The organism is Tropicimonas isoalkanivorans, assembly GCF_900112335.1.
In the GTDB taxonomy this organism is placed as follows: Bacteria; Pseudomonadota; Alphaproteobacteria; order Rhodobacterales; family Rhodobacteraceae; genus Tropicimonas; species Tropicimonas isoalkanivorans.
Genome location: NZ_FOLG01000023.1, coordinates 14,028 through 29,784 on the forward strand (window position 1 = coordinate 14,028; position 15,757 = coordinate 29,784).

Genomic DNA, 15,757 nt, shown 5'->3' on the forward strand with positions numbered 1-15,757 from the left:
CCCCCGGCCTATGGGTGTCGCAAGGGCCAATCATTGGAACGTCTTCCGCGGGTCAAACGCATCCCGGACCCCTTCGAAGATGAAAACCAGCAGCGACAACATCGCCGCGAAGACGAAGAACGCCGTGAATGCAAGCCACGGAGCCTGCAGGTTCTGTTTGGCCTGCAGCGTGAGCTCACCCAGGGAGGGCGCCGAGGACGGCAAGCCAAATCCGAGAAAGTCCAGCGAGGCGAGTGTCCCGATGGTGGCGGTGACGATAAAGGGCAGCATGGTCAGCGTCGCCACCATGGCGTTGGGCAGCATGTGGCGGAACATGATCGTCCAGTTGGAGACGCCAAGCGCCTTCGCAGCGCGGACGTATTCCAGGTTTCGCGCCCTGAGGAACTCCGCCCGGACGACGCCCACGAGTGCGGGCCAGCCGAAGAGGATGGTGAGGAACGCCAACAGCCAGAAACTTCGGCCCAGAATCGCGAACATGATGATGATGATGTAGAGCGACGGCGTCGACACCCAGATCTCGATGAACCGCTGGAAGACAAGATCGATCCAGCCGCCAAAGAAGCCTTGCACGGCGCCTGCAACGATGCCGATGATCGAGGCCGAGACCGTCACGATCAGCGTGAACAAGATCGAAAGCCGAAAGCCGTAGATCACCCGTGCCAGCACATCCCGCGTCGCGTCGTCCGTGCCGAGCCAGTGGTCTGAATCCGGAGGCGACGGTGCGGGGCCGTTCAAGTTGTTCGGCGTGTTGTAGCTGTATGGGATGATCGGCCAGACCATCCACCCAGCTACCACCTCTTCGCCATTGATCTCGGTTGCCCCGCCATCCACCTGCTCGATGACGCCCTCGGGGTCGTCGAAACAGTCCAGCAGGCCGCCGGAGACGATCAGGCATTGCACCTCCACGTCCCTGTAGACCGCCTCCGTCGGGAAGTCCCCGCCGAAGTCCGTCTCGGGATAAAAGTTGTGCACCGGAAAAAAGTAATCCCCGCGGTAATTGATGACGATCGGCCGGTCGTTCGCAAGAAACTCTGCAAAGAGCGACAGCACGAAAAGCACCGAGAAGATGATGAGCGACCAGTAGGCGCGGCGGTTCCGTTTGAAGTTGCGCCATCGGCGCTGGTTCAACGGTGACAGCCGCAGTATGCCTTTCCTGGGTCGGGCGGGTGTCTCGACAGCCTGATCGGTCATGTCACACCTTCCGGCTTTCGAAGTCGATCCGTGGGTCGACGAGGACGTAGGTGAGATCCGAAATGATCCCGATCAGAAGCCCGATCAGCCCGAAGACGTAAAGCGTGCCGAAGACCACTGGATAGTCCCGCGCGACCGCCGCCTCGAAGCCCAGCCGGCCCAGTCCGTCGAGCGAGAAGATCGTCTCGATGATGATCGACGCGCCGAAAAACACGCTGAGGAAGGCGGCCGGAAAGCCCGCGATCACGATGAGCATGGCGTTGCGGAACACGTGGCCATAGAGCACGCGGGATTCGCTCAGGCCCTTGGCCTTGGCGGTGATGACATACTGCTTCTTGATCTCGTCTAGGAACGAATTCTTGGTCAGCAGCGTCAGCGTGGCGAAGCTGGAGATGGTGGAGGCGACGACCGGCAAAGTGATGTGCCAGAAATAGTCGCCAATCTTCCCCAGCAGACTCAACTCATGCCAGTTGTCTGAGGTGAGCCCCCGAAGCGGAAAGATCTGCCAGTAGGAGCCGCCAGCGAACAACACCAACAGCAGAATGGCGAACAGGAAGCCAGGGATCGCGTAGGCCACGATGATGAAGCCGGACGTCCAGGTATCGAAGGACGATCCGTCCTTCACGGCCTTGCGGATGCCGAGCGGGATCGAGACGATATAGGCGATCAGCGTGGACCACAGCCCCAGCGAGATCGAGACCGGCATCTTCTCCAGCACCAGATCGACCACCGAAATGGAGCGAAAGTAGCTCTCCCCGAAGTCGAAGCGCAGATAGTTTCCCAGCATGGTCAGGAAGCGTTCCACCGGCGGTTTGTCGAAGCCGAACTCCTTTTCGAGCTGTTCGATGAATTCCGGCGGCAACCCGCGGGCACCAATGTAGTCCTCGTTGACGGTTTCCAGTTCCGCCCCGCTGCCGCCGTTGCCCGAGAAGCCCTCGAACACGTCGCCCTGCCCCTCGATCTGGGCAATGACCTGCTCGATTGGTCCGCCGGGGACGAACTGCGTCAGGACGAAGTTGATTAGCATGATCCCGAACAGCGTCGGAACGATCAGCAGAAGCCTGCGGAGAAGATAGGCGCCCATATCAGTTCAGCGCGCCCGCCTCTTTCAACGCCGCCGCCTTTTCCGGGTTCACCCACCAGTAGCTCAGGTATCCCAGATCGTACGGAGGCAAGGTCTCGGGGTGCTCGTACATGTCGTAGTAGGCCACCCAATAGTCCGGAATGTAGCCATCCGGCACGATGAAGAACTCGTAGCGCAGCGCCCTGTCGAGCGCCATGAGCGCCACGTCCGTTTCCTCCTGCGACTGCGCCTCGAAGGACGCCTCGATGATGGCGTCCACGAGGGGGCTGGCGAGACCCGCCGGGTTGAACAGGCTGAACTCTGCCTCGCGAGAGCCGTACATCTGGCTAAGTCCCCCGCCGGTGGACAGGAAGGCGCCGTAGCGTGTGGAATACAGCATGTCGTAGTCGCGATCCCGCTGGCGCAGGGTGTATTGGGACGGATCGACCTTTTCGTAGCTTGCCTGAACGCCGATCTGTTTGAGGTTCTTCACGAAGATTTCGTGCATTGCCTCCACCGAACTCTCGATATTCGTCGGAATCAGCATGTTGACCCGCAACTCTTGCCCGTCGGCGTTACGGCGCACACCGTCGGAACCGGTGGTCCAGCCGGCCTCCTCCAGCAACCGGGAAGCCGACCGCAGATTGCGGCGGTCCCCAACCCGATCGGCATCGGATTCGTGCGCGACGGGCACGGGGTCCGCCAACAGGTCGTCGGGCACCACATCGCCGAGTGACTCCAGAAACGCCAACTCTTCGCCTTCCGGTACACCTTGTGCCTCGACATGGGTCCCCTGAACGAACGACGATCGCGGCGCATAGAGCCCGTACCGAAGCGCCTGGTTGCTCCACTCGAAGTTGAAGGCGAGCGCTATGGCTTGCCGCACGCGCTTGTCCTGAAACTGCGGCTTGGCAAGGTTGAAGACAAAGCCGGTCGGGTTCGGCGGGCTGCCGTCGGCGATTTCCTCCAGCTTGACCACGCCCTTCTTCACCTTCGGGAAGTCGTAGGAGGTGGCCCACAGCTTCGGGTCCGTCTCCACGCGGAAAGTGTATTCACCGGCCTTGAAGGCCTCGAACAACGCCGTCTGGTCCGAGAAATACTCCACGCGGATTGTGTCGTAGTTGTTCCGGCCGCGGTTGAAGGGGATGTCCGCGCCCCAGTAGTCCTCCCGCCGTTTGTAAACGATCCGGCGGTTCACGTCGTAGCTTTCCAGCTTGTACGGACCGGAGCCGACGGCCACCTCTAGCCGCGGCTCATCAAGGCGACGCGAGGAATCGGCTTCGAACCAGGCCTTCGAAAAGACCGGCGTGGAGCCCACGGTCTCAATGCGCGAGCGCTTGGATTCCTCGGGATTGAAAGTGAATTTCACAGTGTGCTCGTCCAGCGCCTCGGCGCTGTCGACCATGCGATCGACGGCCTGCGCATATGAGGGCAGGCCCTGCGTGATGAAGAGCGTGTGGGAGTAGACCACATCCTCCGCCTTGACCGGTGTGCCGTCCCAGAAGGTCGCCTCCGGCCGCAGGTGGAAGATAACCCAGGACTTGTCCGCGGCGTATTCGAGGCTTTCGGCGAGGATGCCGTAATACTGCCCCACGCTGTCCTCGGTGGACTCGATGAGCTGATCGTACTGCAACGTGGTCAGCGCACCGGCGCGACCCTTGCGGGAATAGGGATTAAGACTGTCGAAGGTTCCCGATGCGCCCAGCACCAATTCCCCGCCCTTGGGTGCGTCCGGATTTACGAAATCGAAATTCTGGTAGTCCGGCGGATAGTCGAGCTCGCCGAAATAGGAATAGCCGTGGGACGTGATGATTTCTTCGCTATCCTGCGCCGTGGCCGCACAGGCCGTGGCCAGCGCCGCTCCGGCGAGAATAGCGCGCGCCATCGTTCCGGCATTCCGAATTCGCATAGGCAAGTCCCTCTGAAGGCTGTTTCCGTCCGACTTCCTTGTCGAACTACCTATCTATGCGGCGCGCCGATGTTCAAGTTGCGATTGCGTGACAGCCCGTGAACCCAAAAGATTCGGGCCGCCACCCCTCCCCAGGGCGGCGGCCCGCACTTTGAACACGCACACAAGGGCGCGAAGTTCAGCTTCCGGTGCTTTGGAGATAGGCGATGATATCCGCGCGATCTTCGGCCTTCTTGAAGCCCGCGAAGGACATCTTGGTACCCGGGGCGTAGCCCTTCGGATTTTCCAGGAACCCGTTGAGGTTTTCAGGTGTCCAGACGTCCGCAACCGCTTCCAGAGCGCCTGAGTAGGCAAAGTCCGGAACCGAATCCACCTCCCGGCCAACGACGTTGTGCAGGGTTGGTCCGGTCTTGTTCACGCCGGGGTCGAGCACGTGGCACGCTTGGCACTTCTTGAAGAGCTTCTCGCCGCTCCCTGCGTCCGCGTTTGCCAGCAGCTCGCCGAAATCGACCTCTTCCGCCGGCTCCGCGCTCGCTTCCTCGCCGCCCGTCGAGATGATATAGGCCTGCGCCGTCTCGTCGCCGTGTCCGCCGCCACCGACGTGAAACAGCGATTCAGCGGCCCAGACGCCGAGCAGAAAAACCAGAAGAGAGCCGCACAGGGCGCCGACGATCTTTGTGAGAGTCATCGTGTCGAACATGTCGCATCCCGCCTTAAGAACCTTTCGCGCATCTATCATGTTTCCCACCCCGTCGCGCAAGGTGTAGTTTGCTCGCCACCCCGCCATTTCGTCGCATTGTTTTGAATATGACCGCGAATACCCCATGACAGATCGACCACGCATCGCCTTCCAGGGTGAACTCGGCGCATACTCCCACCAGGCCTGCTACGACGCCCGGCCGGACTATGAGCCCCTGCCCTGCCACACCTTTGAGGAGACCATTGAGGCGGTGCAGTCCGGCCGGGCGGAGCTGGCCATGCTGCCGGTGGAGAACACCACCTACGGTCGGGTGGCGGACATTCACCGGCTGCTGCCGGAGAGCGGGCTGCACATCGTGGACGAGGCATTCGTGCGGGTGCACATCAGCCTGATGGCTCTGCCCGGCGTCCACATCGACGAAATCGAACTGGTCCGCGCGCATTTGGTGCTGTTGCCGCAATGTCGTGGCTTCCTCGAGACCTTCGGCATCCGGGGCGAGGCCGCCGCGGACAGTGCGGGCGCCGCCGCCGACATTGCGAGAAAAGGCCTGAGAAACGTCGGGGCACTCGCTTCGGACCTCGCGGCGGAGGCCTACGGTCTCAACATTCTTGCCCGCCATATCGAGGACCAGGAACACAACACGACCCGCTTCCTCATCATGTCGCGGGAACCGAACCTCGAGCGGCGCGGCGAGGACGGTATGATGACGACCTTCGTCTTCCGCGTGAGGAACATCCCGGCAGCGCTCTACAAGGCGCTCGGCGGGTTTGCCACCAACGGCGTCAACATGACGAAGCTCGAAAGCTACATGGTCGACGGCTCCTTCTCCGCGACGCAGTTCTACGCCGACATCGAGGGCCACCCGGACGACCGAGGCGTCCAGCTCGCGATGGAGGAACTGGATTACTTCACCGACAGGCTCGATATCCTGGGTGTCTACCCCGCCGATCCGCGGCGGAACTGACCGGGGAACTCAGGCGCCCCGGTCGACCGCACTCGTCAGCCGAGTGCGCGTGTCACCTTGCGCGCCGCGTTAAGAACCGCAGCGTGGTACCGCTTCTCGATCCGGCCGCTCGCCAGCTTCAGCGCGCTCATGGTCATTTTGCCCATGGCCCCTCTCGACGAAAGCTCCGTCACGACCCGCAGCCGGGACGTCCCGCTCTCAACCTCCTTGACGATCACCCGAACCGTCCCGTCGATGCCAGTCGCCACAGTTTTCAAAACGATGCGATGCGGTCGCTCGACCTTTTCGACCGCAAGGCCGACCTTGCCCGACATCAGCTTGTGCTTTGACTGCGCTTCCCAGGACGCGCCCTCGCTCATGCCGGGTGCGGAGCCCTCAACCCGTTTCAACTCCAGCCCGAGGGCCGTCAGCAATTCCGCCCAGAACTGTTCCTCTGCGACTTCCGCCCAGACCGCGTCGACGGGGGCATTGATCTTGGTTCCGGCCGCGAGCTTCATGGTGTCTCCTGAGATTGCTGTGTCGGTATGTTCATTGCCGTTCCGACCGTGGCCGTCAATCCAACCGGTCTGCCAGCCAATGCGACAGCAGGAAATGGGCGATCGCCCCCTCGCGAGCGCCGCGGATCTCCGGGTGCCGTCCCGCGAAGATCGCAAGCACCTCTTCCCGGCTGATCCACCGCGCGTCTTCGATCTCTTCAGGGTCCAGCCTGATTTCTGCGGACAGCGCGGAGGCCTTGCATCCGATCATGAGCGACGCCGGAAAGGGCCAGGGTTGCGACGCGAGGTAGGTCACGTCCCCCACCGCGACGCCCGTTTCCTCGAACACCTCGCGGCGCACCGCCGCCTCGACGGTTTCGCCGGGTTCGATGAAGCCGGCCAGCAAGGAATACATGCCGTCCGGCCAACCCGGGCTCCGACCCAGCAAAACCGAATTACCGCAGGTGACCAGCATGATGACCACCGGATCGGTGCGCGGGAAGTGAAAGGCGCCGCAGGCAGGGCAATTTCGCTGCCACCCGGCCTGCGCCGGCAAGGACTCGGCGCCACACCGGGCACAGAAGCGGTGAGCCCCGTGCCACGCCAACAGCCCGCGTGCGGTCGCCGCAAGTTCGGCATCCCTCGGCGCCAGACGCGTCATCACCATCTTCAGATCGGCGAAGCGGTGGTCCTCCGGGAACTCCGGGTGGGTCTGCTCCGAATGGTCCGCGAAAGCGCCCACGGTTGAAACGTCCTGCCCGTCCGGCTCCCATCCGGACACATCGAGCGCAAACCAGGCCGACTCCTCGCTGCGGCCGAGAAAAATCGGCGCTTCCTTACGGGAGGCGAGCAGGTTGGACCCGCGGGGGACGGACGCAAGCGACAGCACCCCATCGCCACGCACCATCGGCTTGGACCGCCATATCGGCAAAAGCCGAGTGGTCGGGTCGTGCAGCATACGTTCGAGTTCTGCCGCGTCGGCACGAAGCGCCGCCGACCTGTCCAGCCCGCCCCCGCCGAAGGTAACCGTTTCCGCCAACCGCATTCGTACTGCCCCTGCTTTGATCCTGGCGACACATGGCATGTCGGTCGGACCAAGGCAAACCCGCCGCAACGTTCGCAGATCGCACCCAGATTCGCCTTGAAGCGGACTTACCGATGGGAGAAAAGCGGGCGCCTACGCGGAGAGAGCCGGCCACCGTCGAACTGTACCCGCGATCACGACCCTCGCACGCCCCCTCCCCCAAGCCGCCGAATGTGCCCCGCGGCCAGTCCCAAAGTTGCCCTGTTGATCAAGCTGCACCCCTTTACAGCGCGCGCCTGCCCTCATCAGGCCCACCTTCGGATTATGGAGACGACCGATCTCCACATGCACGTCTACCCCTACGACTATTACTCCGACCGCCCGGTCGACACCGTGGGCCTCGCGCGGACGGCGACGATCATCGAGGCATTCCGGGCGGAAGCCGCGAACTCGATCCTGGTCGACAACGGCGACTTCCTTCAGGGCAACCCCATGGGGGACTACATTGCCTATGAACGGGGGATGCGGGAGGGCGACGTGCACCCGGTCATCGCGGCGATGAACGCGGTAGGGTTCGACGCGGCGACCCTCGGCAATCACGAATTCGACTACGGCCTCGATTTCCTCGGAAAATCACTCAGCGGCGCCGCGTTCCCCATTGTCTGCGCGAATGTCACCCGAAAGTCCGCCACGAAACCCACGCGCGATCAGACCTATGTCGCCCCGTATGCAATCCTGAACCGGACCGTAGCCATGGGGGACGGCACCGAGCATTCGATCCGCATCGGCCTTATCGGCTTCGTGCCGCCACAGGTGATGACCTGGAACCGCCGGCATCTGGAGGGCAAACTTGAAGCCCGCGACATCGTGGAGGCGGCGGAAGCCTGGGTTCCGCAGATGCTGGAGGAGGGGTGCGACCTCATCGTCGCGCTCTCGCATTCCGGAATCGCCGAGGCAACGCGCACCGAGATGATGGAGAACGCCTCGGTGCCGCTGGCCGAGGTCACCGGGATCGACGCGCTGATGACGGGGCATTCCCACCTGGTTTTCCCCTCCCCCACGTTCGCAGACCACCCGGCCGTGGACGCCGAGGCGGGTACGATCCACGGCAAGCCCGCAGTCATGGGCGGATTCTGGGGCTCGCACATGGGTCTTGTCGACCTGTTGCTGGAGCGCGACGGCGGAACCTGGCGGGTTGTGACCGCGCAGTCGGAGGCGCGACCGATCTCAAAGCGGGATAGAAACCGCTCTGTCATCCCGCTCGTGGGCGATCATGGCGACGTGCTGGACGCCGTCCGGCAGCAGCACGAGGAAACGCTCGTCTACGTGCGCCGGGCGGTGGGAAAGACGGCGACGCCCCTCCACTCGTATTTCGCGCTCGTGACCGGCGACCCGTCGGTTCAACTCGTCTTGGATGCACAGAGGTGGTACGTGGCGCAGATGCTTGCCGGAACGGAATACGAGGGCCTGCCGCTGCTTTCCGCTGCGGCGCCGTTCAAGGCCGGAGGCCGGGCCGGGCCCGAGCATTATACGGACGTGCCTTCCGGGGACCTGGCGATCAAGCATGTCGCGGATCTCTACCTCTATCCCAACATGATACGGGCGGTGAAAGTGACCGGCGCGCAGCTTCGCGACTGGCTGGAGCGGTCGGCCGGTCTCTTCAACCGCATAACGCCCGGCAGCCACGATGCGCCGATGCACGATCCCGCCTTCGCTTCCTACAATTTCGATGTGATCGACGGGGTGCGGTATCGGATCGACCTCTCCCGGCCCTCGCGTTTCGGAGTTCAGGGCGAGGTGCTGAACCCCGCCTCGCGCCGCATTGTCGATCTCGAATACCTTGGCCGTCCGGTGACCGATGCGATGCACTTTATCGTCGCCACCAACAGTTTTCGCGCGGCCGGCGGGGGCGCCTTTCACGGAGCATTCGACGGCACAATCGTGTTGGACGCGCCGGACACCAACCGCGACGCCATCGTCCGATACATCGCCGAAAAAGGCGCCATCGCTCTGGCGCCAAAAGACACATGGGGGTTCCGACCGATGCCCGGGACGACCGTAACCTTCCGAACCGGCCCACGGGCTGCCAAACACGCCAGGGATATTGCGGATGTGGCGATAGAGGAGATCGGACTCGACGAGGACGGTTTCGCTCTTTACCGGATGACCCTTTGAAACCGTCCGCCGTTCTCTGGCATTGCGCGTGCAATGGCTGATCTACCGCTCCCCCGATGTGCGCAGGGGCAACAAATGCCGCGCCTATCGGCCTCGCAGCTTTCGGGAATACCTTTTAGGATGCGCCCGTTGGAGTGGAAACTGCGCGAGGCCATGCCCCGCGCGACCGAGGAGCGCCGCATGGGGCACCCCCCGCTGATCGTGTTCACCGACCTTGACGGCACTTTGCTGGATCATGAGTCCTATTCGTTCGACCTTGCGCGACCGGCGCTTGACCGCCTCGCCGCGGCGGGCATTCCGCTGATCCTCGCCTCGTCCAAAACGGCGGCGGAACTAGACGCATTGCGACGCGCCGTCGGATGCAGCGACTATCCCGCAATCGTCGAGAACGGCGCCGGTTTGCTCGAGGCCGATCCTGACACGGATGACGGGGAATATGCCCGCCTGCTGGACGCGCTCGAACAGGTCTCGCCCTATCTGCGGGCTTATTTCGTAGGCTTTTCCGATCTCGGTGTGACTGGCGTGGCACGAGTGACGCGCTTGCCGCCCGACGAAGCGGCGCTTGCCGCGAAGCGGCAGTTTTCCGAGCCGGGGCTGTGGCACGGAGGGCCAGAAGACCTCTATGAATTTCTACACGCGTTGGAACGGGTCGGTGTTGTGGGGCGGCGCGGCGGGCGCTTCCTGACGCTCTCCTTCGGCGGCAGCAAGGCAGATCGGATGGACGACATCGCTGCGCGCTATGGAAACCCGCCACGGCTGGCCCTCGGGGATGCGCCAAACGACCGGGAAATGATCGAGACAGCCGACCATGGGGTGATCGTCGCCAACCCTCACGGCGCCCCCCTGCCCCCGCTTTCCGGCGAAAAGGCTGGGCGCATTCAACGAACCACGGCCCCCGGACCGGAGGGCTGGAACACAGCGGTGCTCGAGTTGCTTGACACGCTGGACACCTAGGACAGGAGACGCCCCATGGCGGATTTTCACCAGAATGGCAATATCGCCACGCTTCACAACCTGCGGTCCAGAAGCACCGAGGACATCTCCTCCGAGATCGCCAACTATGCCACCAAACGAAAGGTCTCCCTGATCCTGCCCTCGCTCTATTCGGAGCTGGAGGGGGAGGCGTTGCCCGCGATTCTCGCGGAACTGTCCGAAGTCCCCTTCCTGAACCGCATCGTGATCGGGCTCGACCAAGCCGACGAGAGCCAGTTCCGCCACGCCCGGCAGTTCTTCTCCGTCCTGCCGCAGAAGCATGACGTGCTGTGGAACGACAGCCCACGCATGCAGAGCATCCACAAGCGCCTCGAGGAACTGGGCCTGGGGCCGATCGAGGCGGGCAAGGGCAAGAACGTCTGGACGTGCCTGGGCTACCTGCTCGCCTGCGCCGACAGTTCCGTGGTCGCCATCCACGATTGCGACATCATCACCTACTCGCGGGACATGCTGGCGCGGCTGGTCTATCCGGTCGCCAACCCCAACTTCCCCTACATGGTCGCAAAGGGCTTCTACCCCCGAACGGACGGCAAAAAACTCAACGGCCGGGTGTCCCGCTTGCTCGTCTCGCCGCTTCTGATCGCTCTCAAACGCGTCATCGGGGATCGGGACTACATCGACTACCTGCGGTCTTTCCGCTATCCGCTCTCCGGCGAATTCGCCATGCGCTCGCCCATCCTCGCCGATTTGCGGATTCCCTCCGACTGGGGGCTGGAAATCGGCGTGCTGTCCGAAGCCTGGCGGAACCTGGCGCCCAAGTCGGTCTGCCAGGTGGAGATATCGGACGCCTATGACCACAAACACCAGCCGCTCAGCGAGGAGGACGCCACATCCGGCCTGTCCCGGATGTCCGTGGACATCTGCAAGGCGATCTTCCGCAAGCTTGCGGCGGACGGCACGGTGTTCTCCGAGGAGATCTTCCGCTCGCTGAAAGCCACCTACTACCGCTCCGCGCTGGACCTGCTGGATTGCTACTACACAGACGCGAAGATGAACGGCCTCTCGCTCGACCGTCACCGTGAGGAGCAATCCATAGAGATGTTCGCGCGGAACATCGTGCAGGCGGGCCAGGTCTTTCTCGAAAACCCGGCCGAAACGCCCTTCATTCCTACGTGGAATCGGGTGCATGCGGCAGATCCCGATCTGTTGCGGGATATGCTGTGGGCGGTGAACAAGGACGCAGAAGAGTACTCCTGACCCCCCTGCGGTTCGTTTTCGCATATCGAACCGGCGGCCCGTACGGGTTGCCGGTGTTCGTCATCGTTTGAATGGCGAGGAGAACGACTTGTCCTAGTCGAGCCCGGCAACGATCGCGCGGAGCGTCTCAATTCCCGCGCCGGTCTCGGAAGACGTGACGACGAGTTCCGGGAACGCCGCTGGATGCGGTTGGAGCCTGGCCCGAACCTGGTCCAGAATCTTTTCCCGGTCTGCGGCCTTCACCTTGTCCGCCTTCGTCAGGACGACCTGAAACGGCACGGCGGCGGTGTCCAGCAGAGACAGGATCTCTTCGTCAACCGCCTTGATCCCGTGGCGGCCGTCAATCAGCACGAAAGCGCGGCGCAGCGTTGGACGGCCCGACAGGTAGGCCTTGAGCAGGCGCTGCCACTGAGCCACCACCGCAACCGGCGCCTTTGCGAAACCGTAGCCGGGCAGGTCCACGAGGTAGTGGCTGTCCTGCAGCGTGAAGTAGTTGATCTCCTGCGTCCGCCCCGGCGTATTCGACGTCCGCGCCAGTGCCTTGTGGCCGGTCAACGCGTTGATAAGCGTCGACTTCCCGACGTTGGATCGTCCCGCGAAGCAGACCTCCATCCGGTCCGCCGCCGGCAGACCGGACATGGCCACGACGCCCTTTACGAACTCCGTTCGGCCGGCAAAGAGCTTGCGGCCCCGCTCCATCGCCTCGACGGAAGGCGCCTCGACAACCGGGAAGGGGAGAGTGTTCATTCCGCCGCCTCCAGCGCGGCAATATCGGCGCCGCGGATCGCATTCAGGTTCCGGTCGATGCGCTCAACGGGCCAGTCCCACCAGGCGACCGCCAGCAGCCGCTCCACCGTCTTGTCGTCAAAGCGGCGACGCAGTTCACGCGCCGGGTTGCCGCCAACCACGGCATAGGGACGCACGTCGCGCGTCACCACGCTTCCGGCGGCGACAATCGCACCCGCCCCGATGGTGACGCCAGGCATCAGTCGTGCCTCCGTGCCGATCCAGACGTCAGGGCCGATCACTGTATCGCCACGGTTTTCGGCAGTCCATGTGGACGGATCGAATCCTTGCTCCCAACCGCCACCGAAGATGTTGAACGGGAAGGTCGAGAAGCCCCCCATCGCGTGGGTGCCGCCGTTCATGTGGATCTGAACGCCATAGGCGATCGCGGTGAAGGCGCCGATTACCAGCTTGTCGCCGATAAATTCATAGTGGTGGAGGACGTTCCGGCTAAAGAAATCGCCAGTCTCGTAGCGGTCGTCGTAGTAGGCGAACCGCCCCACGTCGATATTCGGCAGCCCTTCCGCGAGCGGCCGAAGAAAAGTCGTCGCCGGGTAGCTCTCCATGGGATGCAGCCTGTCGGGGTTCGGCGCCATCAAGACACCTCCACAGGATCGCCGACGGTCAGCTTGCCACCCTCCAGAACCCGCGCGTACGTGCCGAACTCGCGGTGCCCAAAGGCGGCTTCCAGAGCGCCGAGCGTATCCCCGTCCTCCCGCCCCGTTTCCGGGTCGGCCTTCGTGGCGTTGCACCTCGTGATCGGCCGTTCGATCCGCAGGCGCGCGTCACCGATGCGAATCTCCCTCCCGATCCAATCGGATTCGGCCCAGGGCGACAGCCCATCCAGCCACAGATTTCCCCGGAATCGGTGGATAGACAGGGCCCTCCCCATCCGTCGGCCCAGGTCTTCCAGCGACGCGAGGTTCAGAACGGAGACGAACGGCTTTTCCACGTCGGTCATGGCCTGATCGCCAGCCGACACCAGTCGAGCGGGGGCCGGCCGGGTCGCAGGCCAGAGCGGGGCAACCCAGGCAATCACGGCCGGAGTGGCTTCGGGGCTGTCAGGGTCCAGTTCCAACGGCGGCCTGTCGGGATGGGTCAGTCGCAGGCGCTGGCCGCTGTCCAGCATTTCCGCCCGAATCGCCATCAATGGCGGCGATGCGACACCACGCACGAAGTTGCGCTTGGCGTGCCAGCCGCCCGGGTCACCGTCAAACGCAGCAGCCTCATGCGCTAGTGCCCAGAGTCGGTCGAACGGCAGGACCCGCCCTGCGTCCACTTCCACGGCCCGCAACTCCTCCCACCCGAGCGACTTGATCGGGTGGCGGACGATATGGGCGAGTCGGGCGGTCACTTGGCGTCGGGTTTCTTGCGCCTGAAGGTCGACAGGATATTGCCGAAAACGTCAGGCTTGTAGCCGTGACTCCGCATGATGAGGTACTGCTGGGTGAAGGTGATCGTGTTGTTGGTGATCCAGTAGAGGACCAGACCGCTCGCGAAGTTTCCGAGCATGAACATGAACACCCAGGGCATCCAGGCAAAGATCATCTGCTGGGTCGGGTCGGCGGGCGCCGGGTTCAACTTCTGCTGCAGCCACATCGAGATACCGAGCAGGATCGGCAGAACGCCCAGCGAGATGATCTGCAGCGCGCCAAGTTCTGGGACGGACCAGGGCAGCAGGCCGAAGAGGTTCAGGATCGACGACGGGTCCGGCGCCGAGAGGTCGCGGATCCAGCCGATCCACGGGGCATGACGCAGCTCGATGGTGACGAAGATCACCTTGTAGAGCGAGAAGAAGATCGGGATCTGCATGAGGATCGGCAGACAGCCGGAGGCCGGATTCACCTTTTCCTTCTTGTAGAGCTCCATCATCTCCTTCTGGAGCTTCATCCGGTCGTCCCCGGCGCGCTCCTTGAGCTTCTCCATCTCCGGCTGGAGTTCCTTCATCTTCGCCATGGAAGAGTAGGACTTGTAGGCCAGCGGGAAGAGCAGCGCCTTGATGATGAGCGTCAGGGCGATAATCGACCAGCCCATGTTGCCGATCAAATTGTTCAGGAAGTGCAGGACGCGGAAGATCGGCTTCGTCAGGAAGAAGAACCAGCCCCAGTCGATCGAGTCGACGAAGCGATACACACCGTCCTCGTCCTGATAGTCGCGAATCGTTTCCCACTCCTTGGCGCCGGCAAACAGGCGCGAGGATTGGGTGAGCGTCTGACCCGGAGCGATTTCTGCGGTCGCGTATACGGTTTGGGTCTGGTAGATCCCTGCACTCGGCTGGAACAGCATGGTCTGCTTGAATGGCGTGCCGGACTGCGGGATCAGCGTGGTCATCCAGTACTTGTCCGTGAAGCCGATCCAGCCGTTCTCCGCGACCTCCTCGGTCTCGGCCGGAACGCCGAGGGCGGGGTCAGTTTCGAGATCCTCGAAATCGCCGTACTTCTTCTCGATGAGGTTACCGTCGGCCATGGCGACGACGCCCTCGTGCAGGATGAAGAAGCTGCGTGTGTCGGGCAGGCCATGACGGGCGATGATCCCGTAGGGCGCGGCGCGAACCGTCGCATCGGTGGGGTTCTCGACCGATTGGGTCACGGTGAACATGTAGTTGGCGTCGACGGCCAGTTCCCGGCGGAAGATCAGGCCCGACGGGCTGTCCCACCGCAGGATGACCGGCGATTCCGGCGTGAGCGTCTCTCCCGATTCCACGGACCACAGTGTTTCGGTCCCGGGAACGTCGCTGGCCTCCAGCCCGCCACCCGCGGCCCAGCCGAAGAGTGAGTAGTAAGACCCGTCGCCACCAACCGGGTCCAGCAGGCGGACGTTCGGAGAATCCGCATCGAGCGTTTCGCGATAGTCGTTCAGCAGAAGGTCGTCGATCCGGCCGCCAGCCAGCGAAATGCTCCCGGTCAGCCGCGGCGTCTCCACGGCGATCCTTGGAGCATCCTCCATCGGCGCCGGGGCGTTCGCGGCGGCCGCAGTCTCGGAATCCGCCGTTTGCGGCGGCGTCACGGTCGTCGCCTCCCCGGTCTGGGCTTCCGTGACCGCCGGCTGCGGCTCGTTCACCGGCGGTTGCTCGGGCGGGAACAGCAGAAACCAGCCCAGAATGACGAGGAAGCTGAGCGCAGTTGCGAGGATGAGGTTCTTGTTCTGATCGTCCATTAAGAGATCACCGCCGTCCTTGGTACCCGGTTGCGCGCAGGTTCAATCCGTCGTGGGCCGAAACGTCAAGCAGATTCCCGTCCCATCGCGGACGCCCGATGCCTCTGAAGCCCGGCAAAGACG

14 protein-coding genes are annotated in these 15,757 nt (G+C 63.2%); 4 read left to right on the forward strand and 10 right to left on the reverse strand.

The genetic code is table 11. The annotated features are described in order from the left end of the window. Positions 1–30 precede the first annotated feature (30 nt). The 4 genes from BM075_RS22390 to BM075_RS22405 form a co-directional block, all read right to left on the reverse strand. On the reverse strand, positions 31–1,191 hold the full coding sequence (locus BM075_RS22390; RefSeq protein ID WP_093362878.1) for an ABC transporter permease: 1,161 nt from the start codon (positions 1,189–1,191) through the stop codon (positions 31–33). 1 nt (position 1,192) lies between these two features. Beyond that, positions 1,193–2,275: a microcin C ABC transporter permease YejB gene (locus tag BM075_RS22395; RefSeq protein WP_093362879.1), complete on the reverse strand. Its 1,083-nt coding sequence runs from the start codon at positions 2,273–2,275 to the stop codon at positions 1,193–1,195. A 1-nt stretch (position 2,276) separates the two neighbouring features. After that, the gene (locus BM075_RS22400) at positions 2,277–4,139 is read right to left on the reverse strand and encodes an extracellular solute-binding protein (protein ID WP_245758951.1); all 1,863 of its coding nucleotides are present in this window, start codon (positions 4,137–4,139) and stop codon (positions 2,277–2,279) included. 202 nt (positions 4,140–4,341) lie between these two features. Then, the gene (locus BM075_RS22405) at positions 4,342–4,902 is read right to left on the reverse strand and encodes a c-type cytochrome (protein WP_342741268.1); all 561 of its coding nucleotides are present in this window, start codon (positions 4,900–4,902) and stop codon (positions 4,342–4,344) included. Between the two features lie 85 nt (positions 4,903–4,987). On the opposite strand from BM075_RS22405, the gene BM075_RS22410 reads away from it, so the two are divergent. After that, the gene (locus tag BM075_RS22410; RefSeq protein ID WP_093362881.1) at positions 4,988–5,827 is read left to right on the forward strand and encodes a prephenate dehydratase; all 840 of its coding nucleotides are present in this window, start codon (positions 4,988–4,990) and stop codon (positions 5,825–5,827) included. Between the two features lie 35 nt (positions 5,828–5,862). Here the strand turns inward: BM075_RS22410 and BM075_RS22415 are convergent, their stop codons facing one another. Together BM075_RS22415 and nudC are read right to left on the reverse strand one after the other, a co-directional pair. Beyond that, complete coding sequence (locus tag BM075_RS22415) at positions 5,863–6,324, reverse strand: SRPBCC family protein (protein WP_093362882.1); 462 nt, start codon at positions 6,322–6,324, stop codon at positions 5,863–5,865. 55 nt (positions 6,325–6,379) lie between these two features. Then, positions 6,380–7,348: an NAD(+) diphosphatase gene (nudC, locus tag BM075_RS22420; RefSeq protein WP_093362883.1), complete on the reverse strand. Its 969-nt coding sequence runs from the start codon at positions 7,346–7,348 to the stop codon at positions 6,380–6,382. Positions 7,349–7,558: 210 nt separating this feature from the next. Here nudC and BM075_RS22425 point away from each other — a divergent pair, with 210 nt between their 5' ends. The 3 genes from BM075_RS22425 to BM075_RS22435 all read left to right on the forward strand — a co-directional run bounded on the left by BM075_RS22425 (position 7,559) and on the right by BM075_RS22435 (position 11,692). Next, positions 7,559–9,502 (forward strand): bifunctional 2',3'-cyclic-nucleotide 2'-phosphodiesterase/3'-nucleotidase, encoded by a 1,944-nt coding sequence (locus tag BM075_RS22425; protein WP_093362884.1) that lies wholly within the window; start codon positions 7,559–7,561, stop codon positions 9,500–9,502. A 129-nt stretch (positions 9,503–9,631) separates the two neighbouring features. Continuing rightward, complete coding sequence (locus tag BM075_RS22430) at positions 9,632–10,456, forward strand: HAD-IIB family hydrolase (RefSeq protein WP_342741269.1); 825 nt, start codon at positions 9,632–9,634, stop codon at positions 10,454–10,456. Between the two features lie 15 nt (positions 10,457–10,471). Next, positions 10,472–11,692 (forward strand): glycosyltransferase family protein, encoded by a 1,221-nt coding sequence (locus tag BM075_RS22435; RefSeq protein WP_093362885.1) that lies wholly within the window; start codon positions 10,472–10,474, stop codon positions 11,690–11,692. A gap of 93 nt (positions 11,693–11,785) precedes the next feature. Here the strand turns inward: BM075_RS22435 and yihA are convergent, their stop codons facing one another. From yihA to yidC, 4 genes are read right to left on the reverse strand one after another with little or no spacing between them, the layout of a single operon-like run. Then, on the reverse strand, positions 11,786–12,439 hold the full coding sequence (gene yihA, locus BM075_RS22440; RefSeq protein WP_093362886.1) for a ribosome biogenesis GTP-binding protein YihA/YsxC: 654 nt from the start codon (positions 12,437–12,439) through the stop codon (positions 11,786–11,788). Beyond that, a complete protein-coding gene (locus BM075_RS25055; RefSeq protein WP_093362887.1) occupies positions 12,436–13,074 on the reverse strand; it encodes a CatB-related O-acetyltransferase in 639 nt (212 codons plus the stop codon). The genes yihA and BM075_RS25055 overlap by 4 nt, the downstream gene beginning before the upstream one ends. Further along, positions 13,074–13,832, reverse strand: a complete 759-nt coding sequence (locus tag BM075_RS22450) for an MOSC domain-containing protein (protein ID WP_093362888.1) — start codon at positions 13,830–13,832, stop codon at positions 13,074–13,076. Before BM075_RS22450 ends, BM075_RS25055 begins: the two co-directional genes overlap by 1 nt. Continuing rightward, positions 13,829–15,634 (reverse strand): membrane protein insertase YidC, encoded by a 1,806-nt coding sequence (yidC, locus tag BM075_RS22455; RefSeq protein ID WP_093362889.1) that lies wholly within the window; start codon positions 15,632–15,634, stop codon positions 13,829–13,831. The genes BM075_RS22450 and yidC overlap by 4 nt, the downstream gene beginning before the upstream one ends. Between the last annotated feature and the right edge of the window lie 123 nt (positions 15,635–15,757).